Genomic DNA, 17,438 nt, shown 5'->3' on the forward strand with positions numbered 1-17,438 from the left:
GGTTTACCCCTTCAGTTTTGCGCTGTCGGCGAGTTTCAGCCAGACGACACCAGCGATGATGACCGCCAGCCAGAAACCTTGAGAGAGCGTCAGGGGTTGATGCAACAGGACGCTACCGAGAATGGCGGCGCCGACTGAGCCGATGCCGGCCCATACCGCATAGCCGATCCCGACATCGATGGTTCGCAGCGCCGAGCTTAGAAAATACAGCGTCAGCAGGAAGAAAACGAGCGCCGCGGCTGACCAGCTCAAGACGGTGAAGGCCTGGCTGCCCCCGACGCTGAGCGCGTAGCCGACTTCAAAGGCGCTGGCGAGCAGCAGCATGATCCATGCGCGTCCGCCGCTTTGGGATTTGTGGTCCATGGTTGTCACTTTGGTTTCCTTTCAGGTGAGATGGGATTGAGGAGGAGGGCGGTGCCTTATGCTGCACCGCTGAGCCGCAGGCCGACGACGCCACCGATGACGAGGGCTATACCGAGCGCCTTTTTCCAGTTCAGTCCCTGTCCGAAGAACAGCGCGCCCAAAATGGCGATCCCGACTCCTGCAACGGAAGTCCAGATGGCGTAGCCGACGCCAACGTCGAAGGTGAGAAGTGCAAGGCTCAGGAAGTAGGTGGCGATTGCGCCGCTGAGGAGGGTGGCGATGGTCCAGCCAATTTTCGTGAAACCTTTTGCATTGCCTGCGCTTATTGCCACTGCGATCTCAAAGATCACGGCGATGCCAAGATAGAGCCAGCTCATTGGGGTGTCCTTTCGTTGCTGGGGTGGTCTGCTACAGCCGGGGCGACGGATCGGCTGATAGCTACGTTGAGGGTTGTCATCATTCGTATTAGATTAATGTATGTACATGCAATATAATGCCGACGCGCGGGATGTCAATCTATTTGCATGTACAAATAACTATACGCCCGAATTTGGTCGCATGTGCGTAAGAGGCAGGGTTCCTACAAGCCACTCCGCGTTGCTGCCACGAGTTGCCGGGATATCGACTGCCAGCTCGGCCGCGGGGGCAGTGGTATCGACCAGGGCGATCGGTGCTCTGGCAATCCGCGTGGGAGAGGGGGCTGGGACTCAGATCAGGCTCAACCGCTTGAGCTGTACCGCGCCATCATCATCATGACGGCTTCTTCGACGACGCGCTGGCGTTCAGCTTTAGAGGGCGGTTCTCCAACGCCTACCACACGCAGCCAAAGCAAGGGCTCGTTGAGCAAGCCTAGAAATTGACGTGCGGCAAGCTCCGCATCGGGGATGTCGAGCGCTCCGTACTCGTGGATCTGTTTCAGATAGCCGATAAGAGCACGCATGGCCGGCGCTTTCCCTGCCTCGAAGAAATTGCGCGGCAGGTCAGGAAAGCGCGCACCCTCACTGATGACCATGCGAAGGAATGCGACCGCAACGGGCGGTTCCCAGAAATCGACCACAGCCTTGCCGAGTCGGCCGAGACCGATGGCGGGATCGCGCAATGCCTCCATGTCGGCGGCAATCTCGACCACCGGAAAGTCCCGCCAAACACACTCGACGGCCGCCGAAAACAGCGCCTCCTTGCTCTCAAACTGATTGTAGACCGTTCGCCTGGCGGCGCCGGACTCCTTTGCCACAAGGTCCATGCTCGCGCCCTCATAACCGTGAGCGAGGAACACACGCATCGCTGCTTCCAGAATGGCGTCCCGTTTGGGTATCGCCGCGCGAGTGGCGGCTTTGCTCGGGGAAACGGTCTTCACAGCACGCGGATCTGCCAAGGCAATCTTCTCCTGTTGACTGCACTGCACAGTGCAGTGTAATAAATCTGGCACTGCACTGTGCAGTGCATAGGAGATACACGATGTCAGGGGCAATTGCCATCAAGCTCCCCTCAGATGATCGCTGCAAGCAGGGTTGCGAACCGTTTGCGGCGGTCGGCGGATTTCCAGCGCAGGGCGTGCTTCGCCAGCATCTGAAAACCGGCCTGACTGTTATCCCGGAATCGGCCGACCTCGGACCGCTGACACAAAACCTCGGCCTATTCGTTTTCAGCCTTGACGCCGGCCACAACGCTTTGCCGACATCCCCGACCACATTTGCCGAGAGAAAGAAAAGACGATGACACTCGACTCCGATATTGCTGCCTTTTTGAAACGGATCGCATCGGCTCCGCCGCTAGAAAGTCTGTCGCTCGAAGAGGCACGGGCTGCGTCCAAAGGACTTGTTCAGCTCCAAGGACCTACTGAGCAGGTCGCGCAGATCGACACATTTAGTGTGTCGACGGTCGATGGTGCGGCCATTCTCGTCAGGATTTATAAGCCGATCGTACCACTGTCCGATCCCGCACCAGTGATCGTTTTCGCGCATGGGGGCGGCTGGTTTCGTTGTACGCTCGACGACTACGACAACCCCTGCCGTTCACTGGCCAATGCCACAGAATGCGTCGTCGCCTCCGTGGATTACCGGCTCGCGCCAGAGTTCAAATTTCCGACTCCACTCGAGGATTATTATGCCGCCGTGAGCTGGGTTGCCGCCAATGCGCAAAAGATAGGCGCCGATCCAAGCCGATTGATCGTTGCCGGCGACAGTGCTGGAGGCAATCTCGCTGCCGCTGCGGCGTCAATGGCGCGCGACCGGAATGGACCGAATATCGTCCACCAGCTCCTTTTTTATCCCGTCACCAATTTTGGGTTCGAGACGGAGTCCTACGAGGAGTTCGACACCGGTCATATGCTCACGCGTGCGGCAATGAAGGCGTGCTGGTCATACTACCTCGCCGACATCGCCGATGGTGGCAGCCCATATGCATCGCCCTTGCGCAATCAGAATTTAGCCGGCTTACCACCGGCGACGATTCTGACTGCCGAGTTCGATCCGCTACGGGATGAAGGCGAGCAGTATGCTCGCAGCCTCTGCGAGGCAGGCGTTGCCACTCAACTGCACCGACTGTCGGGTATGATCCACGTCTGCATCCACTTCTTGGGAATGGCCCCGGCCAGTCGGGTGCTTTTCGATATAAGCCGGGAAGCGATCAAAGCCCGCTTTGGAAAATCGGGAGCTTCCTGATGAACGTTTCAGATGTGAAGCCGAAGCGCGCACTCTGAACTGGAATAGTACAGGCGCCCTTGCTTTACTGCTGTGATCACAGCCGATGTGATTTGTCTTTGTTGCGGGGGCCGCCCTGTCTGCCTAGGCCCGTGAGCAGCGCGGAGCAGTCCTTGCGTCGCGCACTCAATGTAATCGATGCGACCTGACAGACATCCAACAGGCAGAACAATTGCCGCAAGGTGGGCGGGCATCACGACAATCGCTGCTGACTTGCCTTATCAAAGAAATGCAGGCTCGGGGCTTTGAACGAGATTTGTATTTTCTGTCCGGGGACGAGCTCGGCTCGTTCCCGCATGACCCAGGTAAGCTCCTTGCCTTCCAGATCAAGTGCGACGTGCGTTTCCGAGCCTGTAGGCTCAACAACATTGACGGTTGCAGTCACACCGCCTTCGGAAGCGAAGGAGATATCTTCCGGGCGTATGCCCAAAACAACTTCGCGCCCATCCGACTGGCCGGGAGCGTTGGAGAGTTCGATGCGAGCTCCGGTTGCCAACATAAGGGCCGGCGAGGTGCCGCCGGTGACTTTGCCTTCGAGGAAGTTCATAGCCGGTGAGCCGAGGAAGCCCGCAACGAAGACGTTTCTCGGCCGGTCATATAGCTCGAGCGGCGAGCCCACCTGTTCTACCTTCCCACCCTGAAGGACGACGATCTTATCGGCCATGGTCATGGCCTCGATCTGGTCGTGGGTCACATAGACGATCGTTGTCCTCAAGCGCTGGTGCAGTGCCTTGATTTCGGCGCGCATCTTGACGCGCAGTTTGGCGTCAAGGTTGGAGAGCGGTTCGTCAAACAGGAAAACTTTTGGATCTCGCACGATGGCGCGGCCCATGGCGACACGCTGGCGTTGACCTCCGGAAAGTTGAGCGGGCTTGCGATCCAAAAGCGGCTGCAGTCCCAGTATCTTGGCGGCATCGCCAACTTTCTGGTCTATCTCGGCTCGCTTTGCGCCGGCGAGCTGCAGTGCAAAGCCCATGTTCTGCGCCACCGTCATCTGCGGATAGAGCGCATAATTCTGGAACACCATGGCGATGTCGCGATCCTTCGGCGGCAGGTCATTGACGACCCGCCCACCAATCGAGATTTCACCGCCGGTGATATCCTCAAGGCCGGCAATCATACGCAACAACGTTGACTTGCCGCAGCCCGAGGGGCCGACGAGAATGACGAATTCGCCGTCCGAGATCTCTACATCGACACCGTGGATGATGTTTACCGCGCCGTAGGACTTCCTGACGTTATTGATGGTCAACCCGGACATGACATTCTTCCCTTCTGGACCGATCAGTGCTTCTTGCGGATGCGAAGCGCCTGGTATGGCTTGCCTGGCAGTTCAACACCGAAAGCGGCATCCGCTTTGCCGCCGCGCACGATGGCGCCATGGCGCGTCGGATGCGGGATCGGTGCGTCCACCTTCCTTGCCGGCGTAATCGTCATCTCCCATGTGTCGATGACGTCGACATCATAGTCGGTTCCATCCTTCGGCAAACCGGTTGACCAGACGACGGGCTGATGTTCGCCGAGATAGATGTAGCTGACATCCCCGTCATGCGCGCCGGAGACGCGGGTCCATGGCCATTCGCCGAAAGAAGCCATCGGCTCGAGGCCGTTGATGACATCCTGCTCGAGGAGATCGCGCAGGAAGCCGATACGCTTCCAGGCCTCGCCACGCAGTTCGCCGCCCTTCGCCCACCAGATGAGGTCTTGCGGATTCGAGTAGGTTTCGCCGTGCCCGGCATAGCCGCCGCGTGTTACGGTGATCCAGAAACGATGCACCAGTTCCTCGGCCGTCAGGTTGCCCCATGACTGGACGATGTTGCCCTCATATTCCGGCTCGTCGTTTACGACGGGCTTGCCATAGGCTTCACGCCATTCCTGCGTGCGCTTCACGTCCCAGTTCTGAATGCAGGCATGGGTGACCCAGGGCTTGCGATGATCGAAGTTCATCGTCGGCTCACCATTGTGGATCGACTTCAAGTGGCCGTAAGGATCGTTCTCTTCGAGAATGTGGAAATAGCGGTCCCACTGCTGCAGCGGCTTAGTGTCGAGCAGGAAGTCATATTCGTTGGCAAGCGCCCACCAGACGTTGCGATAGGCGGCCAGGCGAGCGGCAAGATAGGCGACGTAACGAAAATCCTGTTCGGCCGACATGTCGGCATAGCCCCAGCGGTCGTAGGGGTGGAACATGATGATGTCGGCCTCGATGCCGAGATCGCAGAGCGCCGCGACCTGGCCCTCGAAATGGCGGAAGAGGACTGGGTTCGGACGATCGAAGTCCTCATTGCCGTCTGCGTCCTTTTCGAAGCAGGCGTAAAGCGGTTCGTTGACGTTATAGGGATAGTCCTTGGGGAAGACGCCCATGCGGATCTTGTTGAAGCGCGACGTCTTCAGCGTTTCGAGCGTCTGGGCCTGCATGTCGAGTGGCTGGTGTGTCCAGGCATAGCAGGTGGTGCCGAACGACAGGAAGGGCTTGCCGTCAGCATAGGCGAAGTGGAACTTGTTGTGGACGTGCACGGGGCCATGGTTGCCCGTCGATGGCTTGGTCGCGACGAAGGCGCCGGTTTTGCCGTCGAGTGCCGATGTCGTCGAGCGTGTGCGGAATGACCATTCGCCTTCATTGTCGGGCATGAATCGAACGCGATAGACGCCGTCGCCATCGTAAAAGCCGGGCACGCGAACCTCGCGGCTGTTCTGGCTGAAAACAGCATCGAATGCTACATCGAGATAGGGATTGCCACTGGAAGGGCCATTGAAGGCCGCTTCGAAAACACCCCATTTTTCGACGGACGCGTTGGACATGATATTCTCCTCGGAAGATATATGGATGGTACGACCGCTCAGCCCTTGACTGCGCCGGAGGTGAGGCCGGAGACGAAGTAGCGCTGGAAGATCAAATAGACGATGGTGGCCGGCAGCACGGTCATGACGATTGCTGCATTCAACTGGCCGTAATCATTGGAAAACTGGCCCTGGAAGGACATCAGCCCGAGCGGCAGTGTCCACATGTGCTGGTCCTGCAGAAGCACGAGCGCCATTGCGAATTCGTTCCAGGTGGAGACGAAGTCGAGGATCAACAATGCCGCAAGGACCGGCAGGCAGACGGGCAGGAATATCCGCCGAAAAATGGTGAAATGGCTTGCGCCATCGATCAAGGCTGCTTCCGACAGTTCCTTTGGAATGCCTCTGAAGAATCCGTGCAGGATGAACACCTGGTAGGGCACGCCGAAGGCAATATAAGGCAGGATCACGCCGGGATAGGTGTCGATCAGCCCCAGCGAGTTGACTAACGTAAACAGCGGCGCCAGCATCACCTGAAAGGGGATCATGGTGCCGAAGACGATCGCAAGCAGCAGCAGCTTGCTGAACTTCAGCCGGATCTTGGCAAGCGCATAGGCCGCCATTGCCGAGAGAAAGAGCCCGATCGGCACCTTGATCACGGTGATGATCGTACTGTTTAGAAAAGCGCTTGCGAAATTGCCGCGCCCCCAGGCGCTCGAATAGTTTGCGAATGCCGGCTCGAGCGGCGGCATGAACGCGCCGGTCGACGTCACGTCGGCCTGGGTCTTCAACGAGGTAAAGACGATGAACACAAAGGGCGCGAGCCAGATGGCGGCGATGACGAGAAGCGCGATCCACAGGCTGATCAAGACAGGATCGCGCTTGCGCTTCGCCGGGATGATGGTCTCGAAGCTGTCTGATATTGATGTTGCCGATGCTGCCGTCATTGTTCGGCCTCCTCGTGCTTCTGCGTCCAGCGCAGGTATGGAATGACGACGACGATGGTGATCAGCAAAAGCACGACCGATATCGCCGCACCGCGGCCAAAATCGAAGATCTGCATGGCTTGGGTGAACGCCCAGAGTGCCAGCATCTGCGTGGATTGCGCCGGGCCACCACCGGTCAGGCCGTAGACGATATCGAAGGCCTTCAGCGAGGAGATGACCGAGAGCACCAGCACGATGGTCAATGTCGTGCGCAGGGCAGGCAGGGTCACGTAGCGGAAGATGTTAAAGCGCCCTGCGCCGTCGATGCGCGCCGCCTCGACTAGCGTTTGCGAGACACTCTGCAGACCGGCAAGGAAGAGAACCATGGAGAAGCCGACGGACTGCCAGAGGTAGGCAACGAAGACGGAATAAAGCGCGATATCCTTGTTGCCGAGCCAGTCCTGGATCCAATCCTGCAGGCCCATCGACGTCAGGATTTCGGTGAAGAGACCGAAGAATGGATCGTACATCCACTTCCACATTGTCGCGACTGCGATCGGCGCGATGATGACAGGCAGATAGAAGATGGCGCGGAAAGTATTGCGAGCAAAGAGCTTCTGATTGAGGCTGAGGGCCAGCAACAGGCCGACCATGGGCGGGAAGATCACGCACATGATCGTCCAGATCACGGTGTTGCGGAACGCGACCCAGAAGACGGGGTCTTGTGTGAAGACATATTGGTAGTTCGCCAGGCCGACGAACGGGCGCTGCGGATCGAGGCCGTTCCATTTCTGGAAGCTCAGCACCACCACGTTCAGCATCGGATAAAGCGCGAAAATCGCGTAGATCAGCATGGCCGGGGCAAGCAATATTGCCGCCTGAACGCGGGGATCCTGGGTTCTGTTGCGCAATGACATTCTGGTTGCTCCCGGCGGCAAGTGATGCTTGGGCATAAGGGTGAGGGAAGCCGTCCGCCGCGGCTGGCAATCGGAGTGGCGACCTCCCTCGATCGATCAGGTGCGACCGGAGATGAAGCTCTGCAACTGCTTGGCAGCATCGGCTGGCTGAATGTTGCCGGAAGCGACGTCGTTGATCACCCGGAAGTATTCGGTGGTAACGTCAAGTGGGAAGGCCTGGTCGCCATTCATGTAGACCTTGCCGTAGGTCTTGAAGATCTCGAGCCATTTCGCCTCGAGCGGCTTCTGGTCTTTATACTGGACATTCTTGTTGACCGAGATTGAGCTGATCTGGCCGACGAGATCCTGCTGCACCTTGGTCGACAGGAAGTAGTCGAGGAATTTGGCGGCAAGATCGGGGTTCTTGCTCTTGGTGCTGACGTAGTTGTATTCGGCGAAGCCATAAAGGCGGTTCGTATTCGTCGGGAAAGGTATAACACCGTAGTCGTCGAGGTTGGCCTTGCTGCCACTCAGCTGGCTGACCAGCCAGTCGCCTTCAAGCATCATCGCAGCGCGGCCGGCGACGAACAGCGTATAGGATTGCTGATTGCTGATGCCCATGAACGGCTTCAGCGTATAGTCCTTCGTCCACTTGGCAAATTCGGTGAAAGCCTCGGTTGCGCAGGCTTCCTTCGTCCAGTCGGCCTTCATGGCCATCAGCGCATCATGCTTGTCTGCGCCGCATTTGGTTTCGAGCAGCACGTCCATCAGGCGCATGACGTGCCAGTTGACCGAGCCGCCAAAGGTGAAGGCCGGAATGCCCGCCGTCTTGAGCTTATCGGCCGCGGCCAGTAGCTCCTCATAGGTCTTCGGCTCCTGGGCGATGCCGGCCTTCTGGAAGAGCTTCTTGTTGTAGTAGATCGCCTCGCCCTTGAAGGTGAAGGGGACGCCATGCTTGCCGCCCGGGTAAAGATCGGCAAAGGCGGCTGCCGACGGAAGCAGCTCATCGGCCCACTTGTACTGGGTGTAATACTTGTCGAGCGGCAGCGAGAGGCCCGCTTTCACATATTCGCCGCCGAGGCCGAGGCCCGCCCAGCTGAAATAGATGTCCGGGCCCTTGCTGGAGCCTGCCGCCACGCGAAGTGCGGTCTTATGCTCGTCGACGCCGCGCTGGACGATTTCGACATGGGTGCCAGGATTGGCCGCCTCGAAGTCCTTCGCTACCTTCTTCAATGCGCCGTTTGCGGCACCATTGTCGAAGTTCAGCGTCCACATCGTCAGATCTTCTGCGGCAACATTGGTTGCCGAAAATGCCGCCGCAACGATCGCTGCAGCACCGAACCAACGCGCATATTTGGTGTTGATAGCCATCTCCCGTCCTCCTCTGAGCAAAGCTGATGGCGGTTTTGACAAATAGTTATCAACATGTCAACTGGTATGATGAGCTAATCAGCATTCAGATGTTGCTCGCTCTCAGGCGCAGTCATCCCTTGCCACCAACTTGCCCTCCCCAGGTCTCCCGCCGCCGGTGACCGGCTTCCGTTTTCCGACGGCGCCTGTCGTCCTTTTGCGGCTGTGGGAGCGCACAGAGTGCGCTGGAACGGAGTGTCAGCCTGCCAAGTCCACAGAAGCGGTGGCATAGGCTTCGAGTGCGAGCCGTCGGCCTTCCGGGTGTTTCACCAGGCGGAATTCTCCAAGCCCGACTTCCTGCTGGCGAGGGGTGATGTTGACCAGGTGGAGTTGTCGCGACAATCTGGCGGTCCCGGTAATGAAAGCGAGAACGGCTGTCGGATCGGATGAGAGGCATTCCTGCCAGGCGCTGCCCGCGAGCCGAGACAGCGTGGAGACCGTAGCAAAGAGCGGCCGTGGCATTCCAGGCTCCGAAGGCTCATCTTTGCCGGCGATCAACCCGAAAGCCCCGGTTAAGGCCGAAAGCGTCAGGCATTCCAATCCGGCGTCAAGGGTACGGGCAGCGTAGCCAAGCGCGAAGGCATTGCCGAAACGCGCATTGTGCCGTGGATCGCTATTGGCCATGGCGATGCGCCCGCCGCATTGATTGTCCATGGTCCGGCTGCCATAGGGGTTCTGTCGCATCGCTATGGTCGAAGGGCCGATGCGGTAGGGCTTGTCGCCGTAGATGGCGCGCACCGAGCGTGTGATGAAAGGCAATGCCTCCAGCGTTTGCATGACGCTGAGGTCGTCGGCTGCATGCACGATGGGATTGGTGCAGTGGGTGATGAATGCAAGCAAGTCCGTGGGAACGCGTTTGCGGTTGAGTTCGGTGAAGTAGCTCAGCATGCCGCCGCCAAGGCGCATACCAGCAAAGGCGGCGCAAGCGGCTGCGTAGACTTCTTCAAGGGGTGGGCATTCGGGCCACTTGCTGCCTGGGGGCGTCGATTGCCGGTCAACCGACGGCGATACCACCAAGGCGTCGGGCTTGAAGCCCGCATCTCGCATCAAGGTCGCGATTTGCTGCACTTCAGCGACTGGGGGAAGGTGGCACGGTAAGGCGATTTCCACGGTCGATCGCCCGGTGTGACCTGCTGCAATGACCGCAAACGATTTGAGTGCGTTGATGCCGTGACCTGCACCGGGATCGAAGTGAAACAAGAGCTCTTGCGGTGCTATTTCACGCAGCCGGTCGCGGGCAACAAGGGTGGCCTCGGCGTCCTCGGGCGTGATCACAAGCCCGATTGCCGGCATGGTTCCGGACTTGTCTCCCAGGCTCAGCGTGATCGGACGCGCAGCGGTCGCGGGCGTGTGGGTGGAGCGTCGCATGTCGCCAAGGGTGAGAACGACGCGTTGGCGCACCGGATCGCCGGCGGGAATATGATACGGCCATGGCAAGGCGAGGGGCCGAACATAGGTCTTAAAGGAGGCATCGGACCAGTTGCGCTGGTCTTCCATTTCGAAAGTATCGCCTTCCATGCGGCACTCGGCCGTGACATGCGGTGAGACGCTGTGCGTAATCGCTCGCATGTCCTTGAAGGGCTGCCAGGGTTCGATAAGGTCGGGAAAATGCGTGTCCTCGCGCCGACCATCGACATGCTCGACCGACACCGGCATTCCGGCGACCCCGATGATCGGATGCAGGATGCAAAAGCCGCAACGGTTGGTTTCGAACCCGCTTGCAGAAAGCGCTGTGGCCTCGAAGATCAGCGCCTCGCCCTCTTCGGCAGCAATTCTCACGTCGATTGCCAGCTCAGTGTCGACGGGCCCGGCGCATCGCGCGATGTAGCTTAGGGAAAACCCGCTTTCACGCTGATCGACCCGCAGATCTTCGATCCGAGGCGCATAGGTGCCCCAGTCCCGATCGCGAACCAGATAGGAAACGGCTCGCAAAACTTCGGCGCCATCATAGCAAATGGTCCGCAGGTTCCCGTCCTTGAAATCCGCTGCGAGCAGCCCTGCCGTCAATCTTGTGGGTGACGTTTCCGTGTCACGCGTGCCGTAGAGCTGAAACGGATCAATCTCGGTGATCATTGCAGCAACGCTCCGATATCGACCGTCCGTCCGCTTGCCGCACTATCGTAGGCCGCTTCGACGAGCGCGAGCGTTTTGAGATTGTCTACTCCGGACGTGGATGTCTCTGTGCCGTCTGCCAGCCGGTCGGCCCAATCCTGCTGGATCGCGAGAACACTTTCCTGGATATTATGCCAGGGACGCGACGCCCAGGAGAGAAGCTGCGGCGAGACGTCGGAGATCGCAACGCCATCTGGTCCGGTGACCTCGAGACGATAGCCCTGCGACAGCCTGATCGAGCCCTTCGTACCGTCGAGTTCGATCAGCGTTTCCGGGAAGGGCTCCGTGGAAAGCCTGGAGGCATAGCTGACGTCGACGATCGATGTTGCTCCGCTTTCGTGGTCGAGCAGGATCGTGGCGACATCCTCGCCGTTGATCTTCGGATTGATACGCTTGGTGCGGGCCGTCAGCGAGGCGACGTCACCGAGAATGAAGCGAGCGATGTCGAGCGTATGGATGCCGAGATCCTCGATGATGAAACGCTCACCTTCGGCAAGGTAGGGCTGGCCGGAGAAGACATCAAAGCCGGATCGGAAGGAGAAGCGGCCCCAGAAGGCTTCGCCGATCACACCCGATTGGAGAACCGCCTTGACGGCCTGGATGGGTGTCTGCCAGCGAAAATTCTCATGTACCATCAACGGTACGCCGGTCTGCGCACACACGGCCACCATTGCCTTGGCATCACTCAGCGTCTTTGCGAAGGGCTTCTGGCAGATCGCCGGGATTTTATGGGAAGCAGCCATTTCTACAAGAGCGCGGTGACTTGCCACCGTCGTTGCGATATCGACGAAATCGAAGCCGCCGTCTGCAAACATGGCCGCGGCATCGCCATAGCGACGCTCGATGCCGAACTGGTCGCCGACGAGCTTCAGTCGTTCAGGGTCCCGGTCGCAGATCGCGACGATTTGAGCACCCTTCACGCCCTGCCATGCGTGCATCTGATTGATTGCGAAGAAACCGCAACCTATCAACGCGCCTTTGAGTTCTGCCATTTCAACCTGCCTTTGCCATTTGCATGAGAGTGACGCGCTGCTGGAGGCGTCGCTGCGCCTGGTCCACGACAACAGCGATGATGATGACCAGCCCCTTGATGACCATCTGCCAGAAGGATGACACGCCCATCATCACCAGGCCGTCGGAAAGGATGCCGATAACGAAGGCGCCGATGATAGTGCCGCCTATGGTGCCGCGACCGCCCGACATGGAGGTGCCGCCAAGCACGGCTGCTGCAATCGCATTCAGTTCGAAACTTTCACCCGTTGCAGGATGCGCCGCCATCAGCTCTGACGAAATGACGATGCCGACGATGGCAGCACATAGGCCGGAAAACATATAGACGAAAATCTTGACCACATCGACGCGAATGCCGGACATGCGCGCGGCGCGCTCGTTTCCGCCAACGGCGAAGATGTGCCGGCCGATCGGCGTCGATCGGGCAACATAGGCGGCGATCAGCGCCAGAACGATGAGGATCCAGATCGAAACCGGAAGGCCAAACAAGCGTCCGGCGCCGAACACGTCGAAACCGGTCGTGTCATATTCCGGCCGCCCGACCAGGTTCGGAAAGGTCTGGCCGTCGGAAGACAGGAGCGCCAGGCCGCGGGCGACATAGAGCGTTCCGAGCGTGGCGATGAAGGGGGCGACGTTGAGCTTGGTGATGAGCAGACCGTTGATGAGCCCGATCAGCAACCCGACGGCAAGGGTGGTGAGAATGATCTCGTAGATGTTGAAGTAGACGGTATAGCCGATCGGCAATTCGACGCCGTTGAGAATAAGGGCACCGGCCACCATGCCGCAAAGTCCGACGATCGAACCCACGGAGAGGTCAATGCCGCCGGTCACGATTACGAAGGTCATGCCCATGGCGAGAAAGGCGTTGAGCGCCACGTGTTTCGACATCAGGATGATGTTGGCGGCCGAGGTGAAGTTCGGCGCGAAGATCGCAAAGAAGGCGATCACCGCAAAGAGCGCAATGAAGGTCCTGAGCTTCATCAACGTCAGGAGGACGGAGCCGTTCGAGCGATTGGCCGCAAAGGCGGAGGATGTGTCTGCCGTCATGATGCGAGTTTCCCTGTATGTCCGTGTCCCTTGGCCGATGCTGCGATGATGGCCTCTTCGGTGGCTTCGCTTCTGTCGAAAATTGTCACGAGCTTGCCGTTGCTGAGTACGGCGATGCGGTCCGAAAGGGCCATGACCTCTTCAAGGTCCGATGTTGAAAACAAGATTGCCAGGCCGCCGCTGGCGAGCCGGCGCATGGTGCGGAAGACATCCGCCTTGGCGCCGACATCGATGCCGCGGCTCGGTTCATCCATCAAGAGGACCTTAGGGTCCGTCATCAAAGCCTTACCAATGACCACCTTCTGCTGGTTGCCGCCCGACATGGAAGTGACCTCGAAATCCGGATTAGGCGCCTTGATCGCGAGATCGCGGATCATGTCGCGAATGGTGGTCTTTTCAGCGGCTGCATCGATGTGAACGAAGAGGCGGGCGAAGCGACTGAGACTCGCAAGCGTCAGATTGCTGGCGATCGACAAGACCTGCACTAATCCTTCGCGCTGGCGATCTTCGGGGATCAGGGCGAGCCCCTTGCGGATGCGTCGCGTGGTGTCGCGGGCGCGAACCTCCTCACCCTCGATGAAAATCCGTCCGGTCGAATGCGGATGCCGGCCCATCACGCATTCGAAGAACTCGCTGCGCCCGGCACCCATCAGGCCGTATATGCCAAGGATTTCGCCGGCGCGCACGGAGAGCGAGACATGATCGACTGCAAGGCCGCCGGTGCGTCTCGGCAGGCTGATGTCCTCGGCACGAAAGGCTTCGTTCCCGATGGTGTGCTTGTCGGACTTGGCAAAATCCTTTGCATCGGAACCGATCATCGAGCGGACGATCCACTGTGTGTCGATGTTGCGAACCATGGCCTGGCCTGTGATCTGCCCGTCGCGCAAAACGGTGATGTAGTCGCCGATGCGCATGAGCTCTTCCAACCGGTGCGAGATATAGACGATCGCAACGCCCTGTGCCTTCAGCTCGGCAATGACCTTGAAGAGAATATCGACCTCGGCTGCCGAAAGGGCTGATGTCGGTTCGTCCATGATCAAAATGCGGGCATCAAGTGAAATTGCCTTGGCGATCTCGACCAGCTGCTGCTGCCCGATGGGAAGATCCTCGACCATGGTCTCGGCGCTGATGTCGGCGTCGAGCTTCCCCAGAAAACCGTTTGCCCTGTCGATCTGAGCCTTGTGATCGATGCCGAGAATGCCTCGCGTGATTTCGCGCGTCGCGAACATGTTCTCGGCGACGGACATGTTGGCGAAAAGGTTGAGCTCCTGGAAAATCATGCCGATGCCGCATGCCTGGGCATCGGCCGGGCTGCTGAAAGACACCTCCTGGCTCTTCAGCAGGATGCGACCGGACGTCGGGCGCTCGACACCCGCTATGATCTTCATCAACGTCGACTTGCCGGCGCCGTTTTCGCCGACCAGAACATTGACGGAACCGCGACGGAGCTCGAGATTGGCGCGCTTCACCGCGACGATGCCGGAATAGACCTTGGAGACCTCTTCCAGGCGCAAGATAATGTCGTTGCCGGATGTGGTGCTCATCGTCATTGGCCCAAAGTCAGAGCTGAAGGCGTTATCAGCGGCAACTGCCCCGAGGCAGGCTGCGGGAACGCGCCTGTCACATTGATCGACTTGCCGACGAGACCGTCACGCGGCAGGGCGGCAAGAAAGGACGTATTAACCTTCTCATTGAAAGCCTTGCCGAACTGTGCCCACTCGATCTGGTTCTTGAAACTGTTGAAATCGACGAAATCCAGGGCATCGCGAATTGCCGTTCCACGGATGGCAGGTCCGATCTGGACCTTGGCGTCGGGCTTGCCGTCGCCATCGACATCCACATCCACCGTCGCAGCGCGGGATGCGGTGTCGACCGCGACGATCTTGCCACTTAGTTTAACGGCAAAGGTCCACGGCGAGCCGGATTGCTTGCGCGGGTTGCCGAATTTGGCTCCGGCCTCATCCAGGCTTGCGACCGCCAATTGCTGCACTGTCTTCAGGTCGCCGGCGCGCCTATCAAGATCCGGTACCGCCTGCGACTGCCAGATGGCGTCGACCCGCGCCGTTGGATCGAAAGCGTTCTTCGCCTCTGTAGCAGCCTTTTCTTCGGCCGTGGGCGTCTTGACGATCTTGCATCCGGGTAGTGCTGTGACCAGCATGATGGCCACAATCACCCCTACGATCCTCGCCATGCAATGCACCTCAATTTCTCGATGAAACAATGCGGAGAGCGTGCTGCACGCTCTCCGCCGCTGCATGGGTTGCCGCTAGTTCTTGAGCGCGAAGGTTTCGAGCTTGTCGGCATTGCCGGTGTTGATGAGAATGCAATCCATCAATTGCTTCTCCTCCTTCGGCACGGTTTTGTTCTTGATGTACGCATCGGCCTGCTGCACGGCCATCTGTGCCTGGGCGTAGGCTGGCTGGAGCACGGTTGCCTTGATGCCGCCCGCCTTGATGGAATCGCGCACGTCGTTCGAACCGTCGAAGCCGACAACGATAACATCCTTGCGACCGGCTGCCTGAAGTGCGGCAATCGCACCCATCGCCATCGTGTCGTTGCCCGAGATCACTCCCTTGATATCCGGATTTGCCTGGAGAATGGTTTCCATCTTGGCGTATGCCTCGGTCTGGCTCCAGTTTGCCGACTGCTTGGCGACGAGTTTCAGGTCCGGAAAATCATTGATGACGTCGTGATAGCCCTGAGAACGGATGCCGGCATTGGTGTCGGATTCCTTGCCAACAAGCTCGACGTAATTGCCCTTCTCGCCCATCAGTTTGACGAATTCCTGAGCACCAAGCTGGGCACCCTGATAGTTGTTGGAAACGATCTGAGCCGCCGCAACGCCGGTGGCGTTGATTTCACGGTCGATAAGGAAGGAGGGGATGCCTGCATCCTTGGCCTTCTTGACGGCGGCGACGGTCGCATCTGCGCCGGCATTGTCGAGAATGATGGCCTTGGCACCGCGCCCGATTGCCGTGTCGATGACTTGCGACTGCTTGTTGGCATCGTCGTCATGGGTCATCACGAGCGCTTCATAGCCCAGCTCTTTCGCCTTCGCTTCCGCGCCGACCGCCTCGGCCTTGAAGAACGGATTATCGTGGGCCGGCGTGATGATTGCGATCAGATCGGCCGAAAAAGCCGGCATTGCCGTTCCCAGAGCAAGCACACCGGCAAAAGCTGCAAGTGTCAGTTTACGCGTCAGTTTCATGGTCTCCTCCCAGTTATGAAACAGGCCCTGTTCCCGGCAGGGCGGCAAGGGGGAGGGCGGTGCCCTCCCCGGGGACGTCGATCAGGTGATGCGACGGATGCTCTCGGCGATTTCCTGCGGTTCGAAGACCCTTTTCCAGTCGTCGCGCATCAGGGCAGGAATGCCGAATTCGATGGCCTTGTTGCAGGCATCGGAAAATACCCCATCAACTTCCTTGAAGATGACGGCGCCAAGCACGTTCATATGGCCGAGCAGGAAGTCGCGGGCAGCTTCTGCTGGAACGCCACGGGTGATGCACTCGTCCATGGCCTGACGCATAATGACCAGCAGCGAGGCGCAAACGGTTTCGGAAAGGCCTGGCTCCAGCATCGCCATCTGCTCGACGGTGACGCGGTGCGACCGCATGACGGGTGCCCAGATGACTTTCGCGATTTCCTCGCCGAGATCATAGGCGCTCTCCGGTCCCTGCATCAGTGCCGAAACGATATGCTGTTTGGCAAACAGGCCACCGAAATGGTCCTTCTTTGCCTGTATTTCGGTCTCGTCGTTGAAGATCGGCGGATGGCACGGATGCGTGACGAAATATGTTAGATCTTCGCGCTGTGGCAAATGGCCGGCAAAGGGCGCGGCGGCGTCGAGCGCGACGACCATGGTGCCCGGCTTGAGCTTGTCGACGATGCCGGCGGCAACCTTGCCGATCGCGGTATCCGGCACTGCCAGGATGACGACCTCGGCACCGTCGAGTGCCGGCTCGATTGGCACGCAATCGATGGAAAGATCATGTTTCAAACGAGCCTTGCCGGCATCGCTGACCTCGACATGGCGCACGTCGAAGCGCGAGCCTTTCAGGTTCTTGGCGAGCCGATAGCCCATTTTGCCGCCGGCGCCGAAAAGAGCAATTGCAGTCATATTGGTACCTCGTTCACTTTCAGATTGTGGTAGCGCAAGTGGTATGATGAGTCAATGAGTATGCCATTGGATTGAC

General features: G+C 59.0%; 17 protein-coding genes. 2 read left to right on the top strand and 15 right to left on the bottom strand.

The annotated features are described in order from the left end of the window. Positions 1-3: 3 nt before the first annotated feature. The 3 genes from QD461_RS27500 to QD461_RS27510 all read right to left on the bottom strand — a co-directional run bounded on the left by QD461_RS27500 (position 4) and on the right by QD461_RS27510 (position 1,834). On the bottom strand, positions 4-363 hold the full coding sequence (locus QD461_RS27500; RefSeq protein WP_414090461.1) for a DMT family transporter: 360 nt from the start codon (positions 361-363) through the stop codon (positions 4-6). A 56-nt stretch (positions 364-419) separates the two neighbouring features. Further along, complete coding sequence (locus tag QD461_RS27505; protein WP_414090420.1) at positions 420-740, bottom strand: DMT family transporter; 321 nt, start codon at positions 738-740, stop codon at positions 420-422. Between the two features lie 341 nt (positions 741-1,081). Next, on the bottom strand, positions 1,082-1,834 hold the full coding sequence (locus tag QD461_RS27510; protein ID WP_414090421.1) for a TetR/AcrR family transcriptional regulator: 753 nt from the start codon (positions 1,832-1,834) through the stop codon (positions 1,082-1,084). Here QD461_RS27510 and QD461_RS27515 point away from each other — a divergent pair. Both QD461_RS27515 and QD461_RS27520 read left to right on the top strand, forming a co-directional pair. Further along, positions 1,822-2,082 carry a hypothetical protein gene (locus tag QD461_RS27515; protein ID WP_414090422.1) on the top strand — a complete coding sequence of 87 codons (261 nt, stop codon included), beginning with the start codon at positions 1,822-1,824 and terminating at the stop codon, positions 2,080-2,082. The two genes, QD461_RS27510 and QD461_RS27515, sit on opposite strands and share 13 nt — an antisense overlap. Further along, positions 2,079-3,026, top strand: a complete 948-nt coding sequence (locus QD461_RS27520) for an alpha/beta hydrolase (RefSeq protein ID WP_414090423.1) — start codon at positions 2,079-2,081, stop codon at positions 3,024-3,026. The genes QD461_RS27515 and QD461_RS27520 overlap by 4 nt, the downstream gene beginning before the upstream one ends. 232 nt (positions 3,027-3,258) lie before the next feature. Here QD461_RS27520 and QD461_RS27525 read toward each other — a convergent pair whose 3' ends face one another. The 12 genes from QD461_RS27525 to QD461_RS27580 all read right to left on the bottom strand — a co-directional run bounded on the left by QD461_RS27525 (position 3,259) and on the right by QD461_RS27580 (position 17,362). Further along, entirely contained in the window at positions 3,259-4,326 is a 1,068-nt protein-coding gene (locus tag QD461_RS27525) for an ABC transporter ATP-binding protein (RefSeq protein ID WP_414090424.1), read from the bottom strand. 23 nt (positions 4,327-4,349) lie between these two features. Next, positions 4,350-5,864 carry a DUF5060 domain-containing protein gene (locus QD461_RS27530; protein ID WP_414090425.1) on the bottom strand — a complete coding sequence of 505 codons (1,515 nt, stop codon included), beginning with the start codon at positions 5,862-5,864 and terminating at the stop codon, positions 4,350-4,352. Positions 5,865-5,902: 38 nt separating this feature from the next. Beyond that, positions 5,903-6,790: a carbohydrate ABC transporter permease gene (locus QD461_RS27535; RefSeq protein ID WP_414090426.1), complete on the bottom strand. Its 888-nt coding sequence runs from the start codon at positions 6,788-6,790 to the stop codon at positions 5,903-5,905. Continuing rightward, the gene (locus tag QD461_RS27540; RefSeq protein WP_414090427.1) at positions 6,787-7,686 is read right to left on the bottom strand and encodes a carbohydrate ABC transporter permease; all 900 of its coding nucleotides are present in this window, start codon (positions 7,684-7,686) and stop codon (positions 6,787-6,789) included. Before QD461_RS27540 ends, QD461_RS27535 begins: the two co-directional genes overlap by 4 nt. Positions 7,687-7,782: 96 nt before the next feature. After that, positions 7,783-9,036, bottom strand: a complete 1,254-nt coding sequence (locus tag QD461_RS27545) for an ABC transporter substrate-binding protein (RefSeq protein ID WP_414090428.1) — start codon at positions 9,034-9,036, stop codon at positions 7,783-7,785. A gap of 237 nt (positions 9,037-9,273) precedes the next feature. Then, complete coding sequence (locus QD461_RS27550; RefSeq protein WP_414090429.1) at positions 9,274-11,148, bottom strand: hypothetical protein; 1,875 nt, start codon at positions 11,146-11,148, stop codon at positions 9,274-9,276. Further along, positions 11,145-12,179 carry a Gfo/Idh/MocA family protein gene (locus QD461_RS27555; RefSeq protein WP_414090430.1) on the bottom strand — a complete coding sequence of 345 codons (1,035 nt, stop codon included), beginning with the start codon at positions 12,177-12,179 and terminating at the stop codon, positions 11,145-11,147. Before QD461_RS27555 ends, QD461_RS27550 begins: the two co-directional genes overlap by 4 nt. Before the next feature lies 1 nt (position 12,180). Continuing rightward, complete coding sequence (locus tag QD461_RS27560; RefSeq protein ID WP_414090431.1) at positions 12,181-13,245, bottom strand: ABC transporter permease; 1,065 nt, start codon at positions 13,243-13,245, stop codon at positions 12,181-12,183. Further along, complete coding sequence (locus tag QD461_RS27565) at positions 13,242-14,795, bottom strand: sugar ABC transporter ATP-binding protein (RefSeq protein ID WP_414090432.1); 1,554 nt, start codon at positions 14,793-14,795, stop codon at positions 13,242-13,244. The genes QD461_RS27560 and QD461_RS27565 overlap by 4 nt, the downstream gene beginning before the upstream one ends. After that, positions 14,792-15,436 (bottom strand): DUF2291 family protein, encoded by a 645-nt coding sequence (locus QD461_RS27570; RefSeq protein ID WP_414090433.1) that lies wholly within the window; start codon positions 15,434-15,436, stop codon positions 14,792-14,794. Before QD461_RS27570 ends, QD461_RS27565 begins: the two co-directional genes overlap by 4 nt. 75 nt (positions 15,437-15,511) lie before the next feature. Continuing rightward, positions 15,512-16,453 (bottom strand): D-ribose ABC transporter substrate-binding protein, encoded by a 942-nt coding sequence (locus tag QD461_RS27575; protein ID WP_414090434.1) that lies wholly within the window; start codon positions 16,451-16,453, stop codon positions 15,512-15,514. Between the two features lie 81 nt (positions 16,454-16,534). Beyond that, the gene (locus QD461_RS27580) at positions 16,535-17,362 is read right to left on the bottom strand and encodes a phosphogluconate dehydrogenase C-terminal domain-containing protein (RefSeq protein WP_414090435.1); all 828 of its coding nucleotides are present in this window, start codon (positions 17,360-17,362) and stop codon (positions 16,535-16,537) included. Positions 17,363-17,438 lie beyond the last annotated feature (76 nt).

The organism is Rhizobium sp. BR 314 (assembly GCF_047445805.1).
GTDB lineage: Bacteria > Pseudomonadota > Alphaproteobacteria > Rhizobiales > Rhizobiaceae > Rhizobium > Rhizobium lusitanum_B.